The following is a 16,186-nucleotide window of genomic DNA, read 5'->3' as shown; positions in this document are numbered from 1 at the left end:
CGGGGGCAAAGGCAGTGGCACGCGGACTATTTGCGGGAATGATCACGGGCACCGTCTTTTCGGGGCTGGTGCTTGGGATGGCTTCGGTTCTGACCGAGGTGCCGGGCGCGGAGGCGCCCGAGGCGGAGACGGTCGAGGTCACACCCGGGTCGGGCTTCGATCTGCGGCGCGAGGATCGGCAGGCGGCCTTGCCGGACGTCGAAGACAGCCCCGAGGCGGCGGGCAGGCCGCAGGTGGTGGCCCCGGAGCCCGACGATCTGTCATCGCTCACCGGGGCGGACACCGCCCCGGCGCAGGCCCCGACCACGGGCAGCGACGTCGATGCGCTCGGTGCGGCACCCGAAGGGTCGGGCAGCACGGGCGGTGTCGCGGTCGGCAGCGAGAGCCCGGTTCTGCCCAGTCCTCAGTCGCAGGCGCCCGAGGCCCCGCAGGATGAGGGACAGGTGGCAATCTCGTCCGACCCGGCGCAGCCGCCGGCGCCTGATCCGGGCGAGGCGGATGCCGGGTTGACGGGCAGTGAGACAGGCGGCGAGACGGGTGGCGAGACCCGAAGCGCCGTGCCGGATTTCCCCGATGAGGAAGAGACACCGACGCTTGCGCCCGATGCGGCAGAAGAGACCCCGGCCCGTGACGACACGATAACGCCGATCGCACCCGACGAGGGGCCGGTGCCCGAAGCGGTGCAGACCTCCGAAGACACCCCCGAGACGTCCAAGACACTGCCGCCCTCGGGCACCATCAGTGACCGCGTCGAAGGCGTGCGGAGCAATCGGTTGCCCCGTATCGGTGACGAGCCGGAGACCGAGACGGCGGAGGAGGCCGAGGAGACCCCGGTGCCCGAGCGCGCGATCCTTCGCCATGCCGCCGAGTTCGAGAACCCTGAGGGCAAGCCGCTGATGTCGATCGTGCTGATGGATGACGGCAGCAGCCCCATTGGCATGGAGGCGCTGGCCAGTTTCCCCTATCCGCTCAGCTTTGCGGTGGATGCCGATTGGTCGGGCGCAGCAGAGGCCGCCGAGCGCTATCGCGCGGCTGGGTTCGAGGTGCTGTTGACCGTCGATCTGCCTGAAAGCGCTGCCGCGTCTGATACCGAAGTGGCGATGCAGGCCTGGCTTGACCGGGTGCCGCAGGCGGTGGCGCTGCTGGAAGGCGACGAGACCGGCGTACAGGCGAGCCGCGAGGCCAGTGCGCAACTGGCACCGATCCTGAAGGAAACCGGACACGGGATCGTCATGCATCCCAACGGGCTCGACATGGCGCGCAAGCTGATCGGGCGCGAAGGTGTGCCGTCGGCGACGCTGTTTCGTGATTTCGACGGGCAGGGGCAGGATGCCTCGGCGATCCGCCGATTTCTCGACCAGGCCGCGATGAAGGCAGGCCAGCAGGACGAAGGCGTGATCATGCTGGGCCGGTTGCGCGCCGATACGATCAGCGCGCTGATGCTCTGGGGATTGCAGGACCGGGCCAATCGGGTGGCGCTGGCCCCGATCTCGGCGGTGCTGATGGCAGGGGCGGAATAGCGCTCAGACCGGGTCATCCGTGACCAGACGCATGCCCAGATGCGCGGGCGGGGTGCCGACGGCGCAGCCGCCGCGCGCGGGGTCGCGCACCAGATAGGACATCGCGGCCACGTGCTCGCCGCCGACAAAGAACGCCGGGCAGCGGGACGGGTCGGTGCCGTCGCTGGCGCCTGCGTAACATTCCTGCGTCCATTCCCAGACACTGCCATCGAGATCGGCGATGCCCTCGGGCGAGGTGGTAAAACTGCCTTGCGACTTGAGCGCCCGTGGGGCGGTGCCTTCGGTCAGGTAGGCCGAGGCCCATGTCAGCGAGGGGTCTGTGAAGGTCGGATCGGGGTCGTCGGGCAGGACCGCGGCGGCCATGATGTTCCATTCGACGGCACTGGGCAGGCGAAACGCGTGGCCCGTGGCGTCATTGAGCCAGGCGATATAGTCCTGCACGTCGATATAGCTCAGTCCGGTTGCGGGGGTGGTGTCAGGATCCTGATCGGCGCGGGCGCGCACGACCTGTGCGCAGGCATCCTGCGCGACGCATCGCGCCCATTCGGCGATGGTGACCTCATGGCGTTGCACGTAGAGCGCGCGACCGTCCGGGAGCATCACGGGTCGGTCGGCCATCACCGGCAGAAAGATCGGATCAGGGGCGCGCTGCAAGAGCGCGCCCCCGGCGATGACCGCCGCCAGAAGGCCCAGAGCCGCAAAGCCAAGCGCGGTCTTGAGCGGGTAGGTGTGAGTGGTGGCAGCGGCGGTCGTCATGTCATGCGTTCCTTTTATGTCGCGAAGGGACGGGGCGGGACGACCTGTTCCATCAACTGGTTGTCCCAGTCACCCTCGACCACGAAATGCGCCGTCGCACCCAGCATCGCACCCTCGATCAGGTTGTGGTTGACATAGGCGTAGACGCCCGGCTGCTCGAAGGTGTACATCGCCGCCACCGCGCTGCCGCCGCGCACGAACCATGTCTCCATCCCGGTCATCGGCGCGTCGGTGAAGGACGTCTCCCAGACGAAATTGCCATGACCGCCGATCAGGTGCGGACGCGAGTCACGGTTTGCCTGATTGTGGATCATCAGCACCGTCTCGCCGACCTTGGCACGCAGCGCGTTCTCTCCGGTCAGGGCACCGACCGCGCCGTTGAACACCGAATGCGTCGGGATCAGGGTGCGCATCGCAACAAGACTGTCTGCATAGTCGTCACCGGCGGCGGCATAGCTCTTGTAGTCGCCGTTATCGTCCATCGGCAGGTAGTAATCCTGTTCGCCGACATAGGCGATGCTGTCGTATTTCAGCGGATTGCCCGCGCCGTCCTTCAGCCCGTCACGGGGCAGCACCATGACAGCACCATTCATGCCATGGGTGACGTGATAGGGGATCATCGCACCGCCGGGGGCGCAGTGATAGGTGAAGCAGCCCGGCTTGGTCGCCTTCCAGCGCAGCACGCATTCCTCGCCGGGATAGAAATGGGTCAGGCCACCGCCGCCCAGGGCCCCTGTGGAGGCGTGGAAGTCGATATTATGCTCCATCATGCTGTCGGCGGGGTTGCGCAGGGTCAGTTCCACCATGTCGCCCTCGTGGCAGATGATCAGCGGGCCGGGGACCGAGCCGTTATAGGTCAGTGCCCAGACCGAGGCGCCGGTGTCCTCGTCCACCACCATCAGCCGTTCGGTGGTTTCCATGGTGATCTCGATGAGCTTGGGGCCGCCGGTTGCGACCTGTTCGTGGGCGGGCGCAAAGGGCGGTGCGACCAGTTCCTGCCGCACGCGGGTATAGCCCGAAAGATCGGCGGGTTTGGCCGTGGTTTCGGCAGCCTGTTTGGCGGCGGCCTTGTGCAGGTGTGCGGATGTCGCGTTGGCCTTGGTGAGCCGGGGCGCGCGCGAGGCGGCCATTGCGCCTGCACCGGCCATTGCTGCGGCCCCCGCGAGCATGGAGCCGCGCAGCACATTGCGGCGGCTGGTTGAGACGAGTCCGGGGTTGATACGCTTGGTCATGATGTCCTCCATGACGGTGGGGGTGGCGGGCCTCATGCCCGCACACCGGGAAAGGGATCAGAGATTGCCGAGTTGCGCCTCGAAACGGTCCTTGGCCTTGGGCGGCACGCGGCCCTCAAAGAAGGTCTCGGGCACCTCCGTCTCGCCCACGGCGATGGTCATCACCATGCCCATGGCGAAGTGCGGCTTGCAGATGACGCCATAGACGCCTTCGACATCGAGCGTGACGTCGAATTCCTCGTCGATCTTGCCGGAAAAGGCCTCGGCGCCGTCGGGCAGCATGCCCTTGTTGATCTCGGCGTTGTGGCCCTTGTCGGTGGCGACAAAGCGGATGGTGTCGCCGGGGGCGGCCTGAACAAAGGCCGGCTCGAACACCATGCGCTCGCCATCGGCGCCCTTGTTCAGCATCTTGACCTCAAAGGTTTCGGCAAAGGCCGCGGAGCCCATCAGGGCGGCGAGGGCGAGGCCGGTTGTCAGCGTGCGGATCATGTCGTTTGTCCTTTCATGTCGCGTTATTGCTTGACCTTGAGAATAGTGATTTCCGCAGGCGCGATATTGCTCTGGCGCAAACTTCGGGACGATTGATCGGGCGGGGCATCCGGTTATGGCGTTGCACGTGGTTCTGTGCGATGACGCGCGCCATGACCGAACCTGCCCGAAAAACCCTGCCGCGGCTTGATGAGAGCCTGCTGACGCATCTGCCGCCGTTTTCCCGGCTGGAGAAGCGGCAGATTCGCACGATTCTGGATCAGGCGAGTTCGCGGCGGTATGAGTCCGGGGGCACAGTGTTCAACGAGGGTGATCCGGCCGAGCGGTTCTACATGCTGCTCGATGGCTATGTGCGGGTGGTGCGCATCACGCCGACCGGTGAGCAGGTGACGGCGCTGCATATCCCGGCGGGGCAGCTCTTGGGTATCGCCAAGGCGATCGGGCGCGAGACCTATCCGGCGACGGCGATGACGGCGACCGAATCGATCGTGCTCAGCTGGCCCACCAGCCTGTGGGATACGTTCGTGGCCGAGTATGACGGCTTTGCCACCGAGACCTACAAGACCCTCGGCCACCGGGTGGGCGAGATGAACACCCGCATCGTCGAACTGGCGACCCAGCAGGTCGAGCAGCGCGTGGCCAACGCGATCCTGCGCCTGATCAACCAGACCGGGCGCAAGGTTGAGGGTGGCATCGAGATCGACTTTCCGATCACCCGGCAGGACCTGTCGGAGCTGACCGCCACAACCCTGCACACCGTCAGCCGCTTGCTGAGCGGATGGGAAAAGCGGGGGCTGGTGGAAAGCAAACGCAAGCGCATCAAGGTCTGCGACCCGCACGCGCTGGTGGTGCTGAGCCAGGGGTGAGGGGGGTGGTGTTGGGGTGTCGGTGACGTGGGATTGGTGGGTGGTCGGTTTTGGGGGGCGCGCTGATCTTGGCTCCGGTGCTCGCAATAGCCGCTCCCAGCCCCAACGCGGTCATGGCGCGAAACGGCGGGGCTGGTCAGAGCGGACCTTTGAGTTGCGTCAGTTGAAGGACCGATGTGCGGGCCGAGGCTTACTTTTGCGCCAAGACCGCTTTTCGGAAATAGGCATGGAATTAGCTACGACGAATCCAGATGATGGTTTATCGTCTTAGGCGAAGCCCGTGTAACGACGATTCCGTTGTCTAGGACGACAGCATGATTAAGCCGCCGAGAAACAACAAATCCAAAGATGGCTGGCGGGCTTTGATCGAAGCCTGCGCACAATTGACACCGCTTACAGCCTTCCTTTCGAGGATTTACGCAACCACCTTTCCAAGCCAATCTGACAGGGAGCGGGAAGAGTGGGAAGGTGAGGTATCTACAATTCTGAACGACAGACTTTCAGGCCGCTTGAAGACATTTGGACGCGTGGATTTCGATGGCTCACGTTACTCGTTCGGTCGCAGTTCGAATGTGTCCTCAATTACTGATCTCGGTTCGGGATGTATCAAAGCTAACCTTATCAGGCGGTTTACCGAGAATTGCGTCGTAGATGTACAGGCAGATGATGGCGTTGCACGAGTGACGCAAAAGTCGGCAGCAGATTTCTCTATCGAAATTCGTAAAGACGGAGAGCGCATCGACACCGGCTTTGTGTTTATAGTGCATTCTTGCGATGACGGCGTCTAGCTGACCATGAATGAGCGGCTGGGCTCTAACCTGCCAATTGCCGTACTTGGACTGAACGACCGCTCTCGGGATGCGGCCATAGCTTTGCAAACTCCGCTTCCTGCGTATTGCTGCCCTTCGAGCAAGAGTCAGCACCAGCCACCAACCCCAACCGACATCCGCCGGGTCGCCCTGCGTAGGGCGTGTTGGCGACACGCGATGCCTTCATAGGTCCGGTCTTATCCCGGGTCTGCCGCCTGCATCAGTTCGGCCAGAAAATCCTCTTCGTCGAGACCGTATTCCGCGCAGGCGTCCATGACCGTGTGGAACGGGCTGACGAGGCATCCGACGCAGAGCATCCGGTGCCGGACGAAGACCGGGACCGTCTGGGGCCATCGTGTCATCAGATCCGCCAGTGGCAGATCGGGGTCATCGGGTCGGGGGTGCCGCATCGCGTGCTCCTTTCTCCGACCACCTTAGTCGCGCAATCGCGCCAAACGTTGCGCTGGCACAAACTGCGTTGCCGGTCGCCCGCCTAGAACAGGTCATCCCGAATTCCAAGGAGGCCTGAACATGGCTGAAATCTTAACGAAATCGAGGGCGCGCAACATCTTCTACGGGGGCTCGATCTTCTTTGTCGTGATCTTCGTGGCGATGACCGTCCATAGCCACAAATACGTGGTCGAAACCTCGACGGCGGGCATGGCGCTCAGCGAAGAGGTGATCCACGGCAAGCATGTCTGGGAAGAGCATTCCTGCATCAACTGCCACAGCCTGCACGGCGAGGGCGCGTATTTCGCCCCCGAAGTGGGCAACGTGATGACCCGCTGGGGCGTGCAGGACAGCGCCGAGGATTCCTTCGATATGCTCAAGGGCTGGATGGAAAGCCAGCCGAGCGGCATCGAAGGCCGCCGCCAGATGCCGAATTTCAACCTCAGTGACGAAGATATCCGCGGCCTCGCGGAGTTTCTGCGCTGGGCCGATCAAACCGACACGCAGGGCTGGCCGCCCAATGATGCCGGGTAAGGAGTGAACCCCATGAAATACCAATCACAAAAAGTCGCGCTTTACTATTTCGTCGCGGCGATGGCCCTCTTCGGCATTCAGGTGCTGGGCGGGCTGCTGGCGGGCTGGGTCTATGTCTCGCCCAACTTTCTGGCAGAGATCCTGCCGTTCAACATCATCCGCATGATCCACACCAACGCCCTGATCGTCTGGCTGCTGCTGGGCTTTTTCGGGGCCGCCTATTTTCTGATCCCCGAGGAATCGGAGCGTGAAATCTGGTCGCCGAAGCTGGCCTATATCCAGCTCATCATTCTTGTTGTGGGCACGTTGGGGGCCGTGGGCTCGTACCTCGTGGGTATCCATGGCGGGCGTGAGTTTCTCGAACAACCCTTGTGGGTCAAGTTCGGCATTCTCGTCGCGGCGCTGATCTTTCTGCTCAACATCTCGATGACGGTGCTGGCGGGCAAGAAGACCGCGATCACGAACGTCCTGCTGATGGGGCTCTGGCTGTTGTCGCTGCTCTGGGTCTTTGCCTTCATCAACCCCGACAACCTCAGCCTCGACAAGATGTACTGGTGGTTCGTCGTCCATCTCTGGGTCGAGGCGACCTGGGAACTGGTGATGGCCGCGATCCTTGCCTTCCTGCTGCTGAAGCTGACCGGGGTGGACCGCGAGGTGGTCGAGAAATGGCTCTATGTCATCGTCGCCACGGCGCTTTTCTCGGGCATTCTCGGGACCGGGCACCACTTCTACTGGATCGGCCTGCCGGGCTACTGGCAATGGGTTGGCTCGATCTTCTCGACCTTCGAGGTGATCCCGTTCTTCCTGATGATGTCGTTTGCCTTCGTCATGGTCTGGAAAGGCCGCAAGAACCACCCGAACAAGGCGGCACTCTTGTGGTCGCTGGGTTCCTCCACGGTGGCCTTCTTCGGCGCCGGCGTCTGGGGCTTCCTGCACACGCTGCACGGGGTGAACTTCTACAGCCACGGCACGCAGATCACCGCAGCCCACGGCCACCTCGCCTTTTACGGGGCCTATGTGGCGCTCAACCTCGCGATCTTCACCTATGCGATGCCGATGCTGCGGGAACGCGCGCCCTATAACCAGGTGCTGAACATGGCATCGTTCTGGTTGATGACCGGCGGCATGGCCTTCATGACCTTCGTGCTGACCTTCGCGGGCACCATCCAGACGCATATGCAGCGCGTGGTGGGCGACTATTACATGCAGGTGCAGGACAGTCTGTCGATCTTCTACCTGATGCGGTTTGGTGCCGGTGCGGCTGTGGTGATCGGGGCCTTGCTGTTCCTCTATTCCATGCTGGTCGCGCGCAAATCCGAGGTAATCGCGCCCGGCCCTGCCAACCCTGTTCCGGGAGAATGAGCCATGAACATGGTCTACAAACCAACCCTGCCGTTCTATCAGGCAACCGGCCGCGAATGCGATCTTTTCGAGACGGCCCATGACAACGGTTTGCCCCTTCTTCTGAAGGGGCCGACCGGCTGCGGCAAGACCCGCTTTGTCGAGCATATGGCGGCCCGGCTGGGCAAGCCGCTCTATACGGTGGCCTGCCATGACGATCTGTCGGCCTCGGACCTGATCGGGCGCTACCTGCTCAAGGGCGGCGAGACGGTCTGGGTCGACGGGCCGCTGACCCGCGCAGTGCGCGAGGGCGGTATCTGCTATCTCGATGAGGTGGTCGAGGCACGCAAGGACGTAACGGTCGTGCTGCACCCGCTGACCGACACGCGCCGCACGCTGATGATCGACCGCACCGGCGAAGAGCTGGTGGCGCCATCGGGTTTCATGCTGGTGGCCAGCTACAACCCTGGCTATCAGAACGTGCTCAAGCGGCTGAAACCGTCGACGCGGCAACGCTTCCTCTCGATCTCGTTCGACTTTCCGGGGGCGGAGACCGAGATTGCCGTGGTCTCCAGCGAAAGCCGGCTGGAGCCGGGGCGCGTGGCCCCATTGGTGCGGCTGGCCGGGCATATCCGCAACCTCTCTGGAATGGACCTTGAGGAAGGCGTGTCAACGCGCCTGTTGATCTATGCCGCCACGCTGATGGCGGGCGGCATGGGCGTCGATCAGGCGCTGGAGGCGGCGGTCATCGAGCCGCTGAGTGACGAGCCTGACGTGCAGCAGGCGCTGCGCGATCTGGTCGCCACGATCTACGGGTGAGCGCCATGCATCTTCTCGATCTCATGGAACCCGAAGAGACGGTCGGCAACCTCTGGCATGACATAGCCAGCGGGATCGGGGCGGATATCGATTATCCCGAGGCGGGTGTCGCACTCGCCTCGGTCCGGCCCAGCCTTGCGGTGCTGTTTCGCGGTCTGGGCGGTGCGTCCGGCGTGGAACTGAGCGAGGTGGCGGCGACGCTGGTGCGCCATCGCCGCCCGCTGCGCCGCAAGCTGGGGGCGGAGCGGGACCGTGAATGGGTCGCGGCCTTTGACGGTGAGCGGCTCACGCTGCCGCCGGTTATCGCCGCCTTTCCCGACCCTGCACTGAACCGGGCCGCGTATTTCTGGCTGACGGCGCTGGCGGCGGTCTGCGATCTGAACGGGATCGACCTGACCGGCGAAGGCCCGGCCCGCGATTGCGTGCAGGTGCGCGCCAATGCGGCGGCGGCGGATGCGGCCTATGCCGCCTGTCCCGGCCTGCGTCAGGCCCATGACCGGATGGCGCGGCTCTGCATGGCGGCGCGACCAGACGTTCTGCGGCCCGCGCAGGAGGCGATCATCGAAACAGCCATTCGCAACCAGCTTTGCGGGGCCACACCCGAGGTGACCGCGCACCCGGTGCCGGGGAGCTACATGCCCTTCGCACCGGTGCCGATCTGGCTGCGCTTTGCGCCCGTCGCCTCGGGCGAGGCCGCGACGGATCAGGCGGCAGACCCTGCCGCACCGCCCCCCGCCGCTGCGCAGACCAGCCGAAAGCTGGGACGGCGCAAGGATCAGGATCAGCAGAACCGCAAGGACAGCTTTATCATTCACCGGTTCGAGTCGATCCTGTCATGGGTCGAGTCGATGAACATCAACCGCAGCGTCGATGATGACGATGACGAGAATGCCCAGAAGGCGGCGGATGATCAGGATGAAATCACCCTGTCGAAACAGGATCGCAAGGCCGCGACACGGCTGCGCCTGCATCTCGATCTGTCGCCCACCGACGCCGATCACGAGGCGCTGGCGGGCACGCACACATACCCTGAATGGAACCATCGGTCGCGCAGCTACATGGCCGACCACTGCCGGGTTCTGGATGCGCCGGTGGCCGCGTCCGACACGCCCTTCGTGGCGAACGCGCGCCGGATGCGCGAGGTGCGCCGCCAGTTCGAGGCGCTGCGCCCGCGCCGCATCCTGCAGCCGCGCCAGGTAGAGGGCAGCGAGCTTGATCTCGACGCGCTGCTGACATCGCGGGCCGATCTGCTGGCCACCGGGCGCGGATCGGACCGGATCTGGCAATCGGCGCGACAGGTCGAGCGTGATCTGTCGGTGGCCTTCCTGATCGACACGTCGCGCTCGACCGAGGCGGCGATCGGCGATACCTCGGTGATCGAGGTGGCGCGCGAAGCGATGGCGGCACTGGCTGCGGGCATCGACGCGGCGGGCGACCGGCTGGGCATCTGGGGGTTTTCCTCGTTGCGCCGCGACCGGGTGTTCCTGAGCCGCTGCAAGGGGTTCGGCGACGACATGTCCCCCGCCGTCACCGCCAATATCGGCGCGCTGAAGCCCGGGCATTACACCCGGCTCGGGGCGGCGATCCGCCATGTCAGCGCGCAACTGGCTGAGGAGCCGAGCGCGCGCAAGCTGCTCATTGTGCTGACCGATGGCAAGCCCAACGATCTTGATCATTACGAGGGCCAGCACGGTATCGAGGACAGTCACATGGCCGTCCGCGAGGCCCGCATGGCGGGCCACAGCCTGCATGGCATCATCATCGACGAGGACGGGCAAGACTGGTTTGCCCGTATCTTCGGGCGGGGCGGCTTTACCCTGCTGCCCGACCCCGCGCGCCTGACCCGCGCGCTTCCCGATATCTATCGCACGCTGACACAGGAGAATTGACATGCGTTGCCTGACAGTCTTTTTCGCGGTGCTTATCGCATCGCCAAGCCTTGCCAAGAGCTTTGACCGGCCAATCCCGCAGGCCCAATCGGCCACGGCCGAATTCTGGTATGCCTTGGCCTGCCTTGCGCTCATCGTCTCCATGATCGCCGTGCAGCGGCTGGTATCCCGCCGATGACACGCCAAGGCTGGTCCACCCGGCGGATCGCCCTCGCCCTCTACCCCTTTGGTGCAGGGGCGGCGGCGGTCAACGTGTTCTTCGCCTCGCTGATCTTCAGCTGGGTCGGCGGGCCGGTGACCTCGACCGCATGGTCGATTGGTCTCGGCTGTGTGATCGGGGCCCCCGCCACCTGGTATTTCGCGCGCCATATCCGGGGGCTGATGGACCTCGCCGATGCGCGCTGCGCGGCGGAACGGCCCTGGTGATCCGAAGATGTGCCAAACTGGCGATCCCGCGAGGACTCGAACCCCGAACCTGCTGATTAGAAGTCAGCTGCTCTATCCAGTTGAGCTACGGGACCGCTGATGCGGCTCTTAGCGCGGGTGCGGTTCAAGATCAAAGCCTAATCTTGTGCGAACGGGTCCTCAGGATATACCACGCCCGCGAGGTAGAGCCCGTGTGGCGGGGCGACCGGGCCGCAGGCGGCGCGGTCGCGCGTGGCGAGGGCTGCGCGCACCTGATCGGGTGGCCAAGCGCCTGCGCCGACGCGTTCAAGCGTGCCGATGAAGCTGCGCACCTGATTGTGCAGGAAGGACCGTGCGGCGAGGCGGAAATGCACCTCGCGCCCGGTGGGCGTGGTGATCTCTTCGATTTCCAGCCGGTCGAGGGTTTTCACCGGGCTCGCCGCCTGGCAAATGGTGGAGCGGAAGGTGGTGAAATCGTGATGGCCCACGAGGTGCGCCGCACCCGCGCGCATCGCGTCGATATCGAGATCGCGCCGCACCTGCCAGACCCGCCCCGCCTCGATGGTGAGCGGCGCGCGCCGGGTGCTGACCCGAAAGAGATAGCGCCGCCCGGTGGCCGAGAACCGCGCGTGCCAGTCGTCGGCCACGCGCGCGCAGGCGGTGATCGCCACCGGCGCGGGCTTGAGGTGATAGTTCAGCGCCTCGGACAGGCGGAACGGCGACCAGTCCCGGGCCAGATCGCAATGGGCGACCTGCGCCAGCCCATGCACGCCCGCATCGGTGCGCCCGGCGGCGGCGATGGTATGCGGCCCCGGTTCCAGCCGCGCCAGCGCCGCCTCGATCGCGCCCTGCACCGAGGGCTGATCGGCCTGCCGCTGCCAGCCGGCAAAGGGTGCGCCGTGATATTCGACCTGTAGGGCGTAGCGGGGCATGGGCATATCGCTTGGTTGCAGTGTGGTCCGGCCCTTTTGTCGCGGATCGGGGGCAGGGGGCAAGCCCATTTAACCGCGCGCCTTTTCCTCGGTCCCGGCGCGGTGTAAGCCTGCCCGCGAACAGAACCCGGAGCGCGCGCATGGCCATCCCCTTTCCCGACACGACCCTACTGCTGCAAATGCTGGCGATGCTGCTGGTGATCGGCGCCTTCGCCGGGGTTCTGGCGGGGCTATTGGGGGTTGGTGGTGGTATCGTGCTGGTGCCGTCGTTTTTCTATGCGTTCCAGACGCTTGGCTATGACGGGCCGCAGCTGATGCAGATTTGCCTTGCCACCTCACTGGCGACAATCATCGTCACCTCGGTGCGCTCGGTGCTGAGCCACAACAAGAAAGGCGCTGTCGATTGGGCGATCCTTCGGGGCTGGGCGCCGGGCATCGCCGTGGGGGCGATATTGGGTGTGCTGGTGGCAGCGAGCCTGCGCTCGACCACGCTGCAAGGGCTGTTTGGCGGGCTTGGCGTGCTGATCGGGCTTTACCTGGGGTTTGGCCGGTCGCATTGGCGGCTGGCCGAGGTGATGCCGGTGGGCGTCACCCGCGCTGTACTGTCGCCGGTGCTGGGGTTTCTGTCGGTGTTGATGGGCATTGGCGGCGGCAGTTTTGGCGTGCCGCTGATGAGCCTTTACGGCGTGCCGATCCACCGCGCGGTTGCCACGGCGGCGGGGTTCGGCGTGACCATTGCGGCCCCTTCGGTGGCCGGGTTCCTGTTTCTCGAGATCGCCGCAGAGAACCGCCCGCCGTTCACCATCGGGGCGGTCAATCTGGTGGCCTTTGCCGTGATTATCGCGATGACGCTGGTCACGGCTCCTTGGGGCGTGCGGCTGGCGCATGCGATGGACCCCAAGCCGCTCAAGCGGGTGTTTGCGGTCTTTCTCACACTGGTGGCGCTCAACATGCTGCGCAAGTCCCTGGGATGGTAGCGGCGCTGCTCGACAAGGGCTGGGCCTGTTTTGCGCCGGAGCCTGCGGTGCGGGACTGGTCAGCGCGTGCGCGTCTCGTGGCCCTTGCGCGCATCGCCGATCCACAGGAACGCGCAGAGTGGCTGCAATGCGAGGGCACGTGGTTCGTGGGTGTGGATACGCTGCCCAATGATGTCGAGGGGCGACTGGAGGGGGGTGCGCCACTGACCGGGATGGCGATCGAGGCGGCCTCTGCGCTCTTTGGCCGGTTGCCGCTGCACCGGGGGCAGGTGTCGGTCGTCTATCCGGGCTATCCCCGCCCGCGCAAAGGCGAAGGCGAGACGGCGTTCCGCTATCGGCAGAGGCGCGATGCGGCGCATGTCGACGGGCTCTTGGCCGTGGGCGAGGGGCGGCGGCGCATGCTGCGTGAACGCCATGCCTATATCCTCGGTCTGCCGTTGAGCGAGGCGGGGCCGGGGGCGAGCCCGATGGTCGTCTGGGAAGGCAGTCATCACATCATGCGCCGTGCCTTTGATGCGGCGCTTGCCGGGGTTGCGCCGCAGGGCTGGGGGGAGGTTGACCTGACCGAGATCTACCAGGCGGCGCGCCGTGAAGCATTCGAGACCTGCCGCCGCGTGCCTGTCCACGCGCCCGTGGGTGGGGCCTATCTGGTGCACCGTCTGGCCTTGCACGGCGTGGCCCCGTGGGGGCCGGGGGCCGAGGCGTCCGAGGAGGGCCGGATGGTGGCCTATTTCCGCCCGCAATTCGAAGTGTGCTCGGATGATATGTGGTTGCGGTCGCCGTGAATTGGCTGGCCGTGGGGTCGCTTGGTGGCCTGGAGCGGTTATTAATTGACCCGTAGAAGGTGTCGCGCGCTCGCAGGGCCGGGGACTGGCGATGCAACGCTCGCGGCGGGTACTTTATGCAAGCCAAGTCATTCTAAGCTCGACACGTTGCACAACCCCTCAAATCGCCAGGCCGCGGGACGCGTCATGCCGGAGGCATGCCTCCGGCATTACGATCGCGCGGCACCTTCGGTGCGATTCGCGCGGGATGCGGCAAGGGCAGCAACAGGCCCAGACCTGCCCCACTATCCTCGCTCCAGCCGCGCCGCGCGTCCGCCCCGGCGTTTTTTCAGCAAGCCTGCGCGGTCGGGCAGGGCGGCCATCACTTCGCGCCGCTCGGCACCGCTCATCTTCGACCAGCGGGTGATCTCGTCGATGGAGCGCAGGCAGCCGGTGCAGATCCGTGCCTCGGGGTGCACCACGCAGACCCGTACGCAGGGGCTTTCGACCTCGTCGCGCTGCCATGGTGTTTCATCCGTCATGCTCTGCCCTCATATGCCTCATCCGGTCCAGCACCCCTTGCAGGATATAGGATGCGGCGACACTGTCGATCACCTCTGCGCGACGCTTTCGGGTCGCATCCGCCTCCAGCAAGGCCCGTTCGGCGGCCACGGTCGACAAACGCTCGTCCCAGAAACCGATCGGCAGGTCGGTCAGCCGTTCCAGATTACGGGCAAAGGCGCGGGTGGACTGGCACCTTGGTCCCTCGCTTCCGTCCATGTTGCGTGGCAGGCCGAGGATCACGCCGCCCACCTCGCGCACCGCGATGACCGCCAGCAGATGCTCGGCATCGAGGGTGAATTTGCGGCGCTTCACCGTCTCATGCGGGCTGGCCACTGACCAGAGCCTGTCCGACAGCGCCACGCCGATGGTCTTGGTTCCCAGATCGAGACCCATCACGGCCCGTGCGCGCGGCAGGGCGGCGGCGAACTCGGCGGTATCCTCGACGATCACTCTGTCACGCCCGCGTTCTCCGCCGCTGCCCGCACGGTGGCAAGGCGGCGCGGGAACTCGGCGAAGACCGCCTGCGCTTCGGTCCAGATGCGGCGCGCACGGTCGGTCTCGCCCAGCACGCCATAGGCGTTGATCAGCCGGGCCCAGTCCTCGGCGGTGCCGCCCTCGTCGGCCAGACGGCTTGCGAGCCCGGCTACCATGCCCCGGATCATCTCTTGCCGGGCCTCGGGGTCCATATCCTCGGCCGCCTCGATATCGCCCGCCGAGGGGCCGGGCGCGCCCTCGGGGGGCGGCAGCTCATAGCGTTCGCCCGCGCGCGCTGCCAGTTCCTCGATACCTGCGCGAATGGGTGCGATCCAGGGCGCGTCGGGTGTGCTCTCTTCGAGCAGGTCGCGCCACAGGCGGAAGGCGCGGTCAGGCCGGTCGATCTGCGTCATGTAGAGGCCGAGGTAGAAGCGGGCCGTCGGTGCACGTGGGTTGCGGTCGAGGGCGGCGCGCAGTGCGGCTTTGGCGTCACTAGAGACATAGCCATTTGTGGCGTTGATCATCAACTCGGCCAGCGTGGCGTAATCGTCGGCGGTGGCCGTCTCGCCCTTCACCTCGATGAGCTGCGCCTGCGCCTGGCGCGCCGCCTCCATATTGCCGAGCGCCGCCTCACTGCGCACCAGAAAGCGCAGGCCCTGCTGATCCTCGGGCCGCTCCGCCACCGTCTCTCGTAGCCGCTCAACCAGCGCCATGTAGTCCTCGCTGGTGCCGTCGGGCAGGCCTGTGTCCTGCGGTGCAAACCGCTCCTCGGCGGTGTCCTGATCCAGGCGTTCGGCGCGCGCGGCCTCGGAATTGGCAATCCGCGTTGCCATCGGCAAGTCGCCATAGCCCGGCGCGCCGATCTGCGAATAAAGCAACACGCCACCGCCGGTGATCACTGCCACCACGACACCGGCCATCGCCACCCCGAGCGCTTTGGGCTGACCGCCGCTCTCGCCGCCTGCGCGTAGCTGTGCATCTGCGGCGAGGATCTTGCGCGAAATCTCGGCGCGCAAGCGTTCGGCATCCTCGGCCTCCAGCACGCCGCGCTTGAGGTCGCGGTCGATCTCGCGCAGCTGATCGCGGTAGACGTCGAGGTCGTAGGCCGCAGGCGGTGCCTCGCCCACACGACCACGTAACAGGGTCAGCCCCAGAATGGCCCCGACCCCGATCGCTAGGGCCGCCACTATGATCCAGAATGCCATGATCTCTCCTTGGGTGGTTGCCCTCATGTAACGACCCGCGCGCGCGGAAAAAAGAGGCATATGGTCACTTGGCGGCAAGCCACCCGCGCCGCGATGTCGCAATGTCGCTATTGATACGGAAATCGCCGCGCCGAGTATCCTTTCCCCGGCCCGTCCATCG

At 65.4% G+C, this 16,186-nt stretch carries 19 protein-coding genes and 1 tRNA gene; 11 read left to right on the top strand and 9 right to left on the bottom strand.

Annotated elements, in window-relative coordinates; translation table 11 throughout:
- Nucleotides 1-38: 38 nt before the first annotated feature.
- Nucleotides 39-1,520 (top strand): divergent polysaccharide deacetylase family protein, encoded by a 1,482-nt coding sequence (locus RID11_RS08510; protein WP_350137587.1) that lies wholly within the window; start codon nucleotides 39-41, stop codon nucleotides 1,518-1,520.
- Between the two features lie 3 nt (nucleotides 1,521-1,523).
- Here the strand turns inward: RID11_RS08510 and RID11_RS08505 are convergent, their stop codons facing one another.
- Genes RID11_RS08505 through RID11_RS08495 form a run of 3 tightly spaced genes read right to left on the bottom strand, consistent with a single transcriptional unit; the run spans nucleotide 1,524 to nucleotide 3,997 of the window.
- Nucleotides 1,524-2,276, bottom strand: coding sequence for a formylglycine-generating enzyme family protein (locus RID11_RS08505; RefSeq protein WP_350137583.1), 753 nt, complete (start codon nucleotides 2,274-2,276; stop codon nucleotides 1,524-1,526).
- 14 nt (nucleotides 2,277-2,290) lie between these two features.
- Nucleotides 2,291-3,508 (bottom strand): copper-containing nitrite reductase, encoded by a 1,218-nt coding sequence (gene nirK / locus RID11_RS08500; protein ID WP_350137782.1) that lies wholly within the window; start codon nucleotides 3,506-3,508, stop codon nucleotides 2,291-2,293.
- 57 nt (nucleotides 3,509-3,565) lie between these two features.
- Entirely contained in the window at nucleotides 3,566-3,997 is a 432-nt protein-coding gene (locus RID11_RS08495; RefSeq protein ID WP_350137581.1) for a pseudoazurin, read from the bottom strand.
- 152 nt (nucleotides 3,998-4,149) lie between these two features.
- Here RID11_RS08495 and RID11_RS08490 point away from each other — a divergent pair, with 152 nt between their 5' ends.
- Together RID11_RS08490 and RID11_RS08485 are read left to right on the top strand one after the other, a co-directional pair.
- Nucleotides 4,150-4,863 carry a Crp/Fnr family transcriptional regulator gene (locus tag RID11_RS08490; protein WP_350137578.1) on the top strand — a complete coding sequence of 238 codons (714 nt, stop codon included), beginning with the start codon at nucleotides 4,150-4,152 and terminating at the stop codon, nucleotides 4,861-4,863.
- 314 nt (nucleotides 4,864-5,177) lie between these two features.
- Nucleotides 5,178-5,651, top strand: coding sequence for a hypothetical protein (locus tag RID11_RS08485; RefSeq protein ID WP_350137576.1), 474 nt, complete (start codon nucleotides 5,178-5,180; stop codon nucleotides 5,649-5,651).
- 218 nt (nucleotides 5,652-5,869) lie between these two features.
- Here the strand turns inward: RID11_RS08485 and RID11_RS08480 are convergent, their stop codons facing one another.
- Nucleotides 5,870-6,082 (bottom strand): DUF1858 domain-containing protein, encoded by a 213-nt coding sequence (locus RID11_RS08480; protein ID WP_350137574.1) that lies wholly within the window; start codon nucleotides 6,080-6,082, stop codon nucleotides 5,870-5,872.
- Nucleotides 6,083-6,203: 121 nt separating this feature from the next.
- Between RID11_RS08480 and RID11_RS08475 the strand changes: the two genes are divergently transcribed.
- From RID11_RS08475 to RID11_RS08450, 6 genes are read left to right on the top strand one after another with little or no spacing between them, the layout of a single operon-like run.
- The gene (locus RID11_RS08475) at nucleotides 6,204-6,656 is read left to right on the top strand and encodes a c-type cytochrome (RefSeq protein ID WP_350137571.1); all 453 of its coding nucleotides are present in this window, start codon (nucleotides 6,204-6,206) and stop codon (nucleotides 6,654-6,656) included.
- Nucleotides 6,657-6,668: 12 nt separating this feature from the next.
- Nucleotides 6,669-8,018: a cbb3-type cytochrome c oxidase subunit I gene (locus RID11_RS08470; RefSeq protein ID WP_350137568.1), complete on the top strand. Its 1,350-nt coding sequence runs from the start codon at nucleotides 6,669-6,671 to the stop codon at nucleotides 8,016-8,018.
- A 3-nt stretch (nucleotides 8,019-8,021) separates the two neighbouring features.
- A complete protein-coding gene (locus RID11_RS08465; RefSeq protein ID WP_050664413.1) occupies nucleotides 8,022-8,816 on the top strand; it encodes a CbbQ/NirQ/NorQ/GpvN family protein in 795 nt (264 codons plus the stop codon).
- A 5-nt stretch (nucleotides 8,817-8,821) separates the two neighbouring features.
- Nucleotides 8,822-10,705, top strand: coding sequence for a nitric oxide reductase activation protein NorD (locus RID11_RS08460; RefSeq protein WP_350137565.1), 1,884 nt, complete (start codon nucleotides 8,822-8,824; stop codon nucleotides 10,703-10,705).
- A 1-nt stretch (nucleotide 10,706) separates the two neighbouring features.
- Entirely contained in the window at nucleotides 10,707-10,883 is a 177-nt protein-coding gene (locus tag RID11_RS08455; protein WP_350137563.1) for a protein NnrT, read from the top strand.
- Nucleotides 10,880-11,131: an NnrT protein gene (locus tag RID11_RS08450; protein WP_350137560.1), complete on the top strand. Its 252-nt coding sequence runs from the start codon at nucleotides 10,880-10,882 to the stop codon at nucleotides 11,129-11,131. The genes RID11_RS08455 and RID11_RS08450 overlap by 4 nt, the downstream gene beginning before the upstream one ends.
- An 18-nt stretch (nucleotides 11,132-11,149) precedes the next feature.
- Here the strand turns inward: RID11_RS08450 and RID11_RS08445 are convergent.
- Together RID11_RS08445 and truA are read right to left on the bottom strand one after the other, a co-directional pair.
- Nucleotides 11,150-11,226, bottom strand: a tRNA-Arg gene (locus RID11_RS08445).
- Between the two features lie 42 nt (nucleotides 11,227-11,268).
- Nucleotides 11,269-12,042 carry a tRNA pseudouridine(38-40) synthase TruA gene (gene truA / locus RID11_RS08440; protein WP_350137558.1) on the bottom strand — a complete coding sequence of 258 codons (774 nt, stop codon included), beginning with the start codon at nucleotides 12,040-12,042 and terminating at the stop codon, nucleotides 11,269-11,271.
- 140 nt (nucleotides 12,043-12,182) lie between these two features.
- Here truA and RID11_RS08435 point away from each other — a divergent pair, with 140 nt between their 5' ends.
- Complete coding sequence (locus RID11_RS08435; protein ID WP_350137555.1) at nucleotides 12,183-13,019, top strand: sulfite exporter TauE/SafE family protein; 837 nt, start codon at nucleotides 12,183-12,185, stop codon at nucleotides 13,017-13,019.
- Entirely contained in the window at nucleotides 13,013-13,804 is a 792-nt protein-coding gene (locus RID11_RS08430) for a hypothetical protein (protein ID WP_350137553.1), read from the top strand. The genes RID11_RS08435 and RID11_RS08430 overlap by 7 nt, the downstream gene beginning before the upstream one ends.
- 284 nt (nucleotides 13,805-14,088) lie before the next feature.
- On the opposite strand, the gene RID11_RS08425 is transcribed toward RID11_RS08430, so the two are convergent.
- The 3 genes from RID11_RS08425 to ccmI are packed head-to-tail and all read right to left on the bottom strand — an operon-like array spanning nucleotide 14,089 to nucleotide 16,026.
- On the bottom strand, nucleotides 14,089-14,325 hold the full coding sequence (locus RID11_RS08425; RefSeq protein WP_350137550.1) for a DUF1289 domain-containing protein: 237 nt from the start codon (nucleotides 14,323-14,325) through the stop codon (nucleotides 14,089-14,091).
- Entirely contained in the window at nucleotides 14,315-14,797 is a 483-nt protein-coding gene (ruvX, locus tag RID11_RS08420; RefSeq protein ID WP_350137548.1) for a Holliday junction resolvase RuvX, read from the bottom strand. Before ruvX ends, RID11_RS08425 begins: the two co-directional genes overlap by 11 nt.
- A complete protein-coding gene (ccmI, locus tag RID11_RS08415) occupies nucleotides 14,794-16,026 on the bottom strand; it encodes a c-type cytochrome biogenesis protein CcmI (RefSeq protein WP_350137546.1) in 1,233 nt (410 codons plus the stop codon). The genes ruvX and ccmI overlap by 4 nt, the downstream gene beginning before the upstream one ends.
- Nucleotides 16,027-16,186 lie beyond the last annotated feature (160 nt).

This window comes from Roseovarius sp. (assembly GCF_040219995.1).
Classification (GTDB): Bacteria; Pseudomonadota; Alphaproteobacteria; order Rhodobacterales; family Rhodobacteraceae; genus Roseovarius.
Note: the sequence above shows the minus strand (reverse complement) of the source record. Positions and strands in the feature narration are given on the sequence as shown.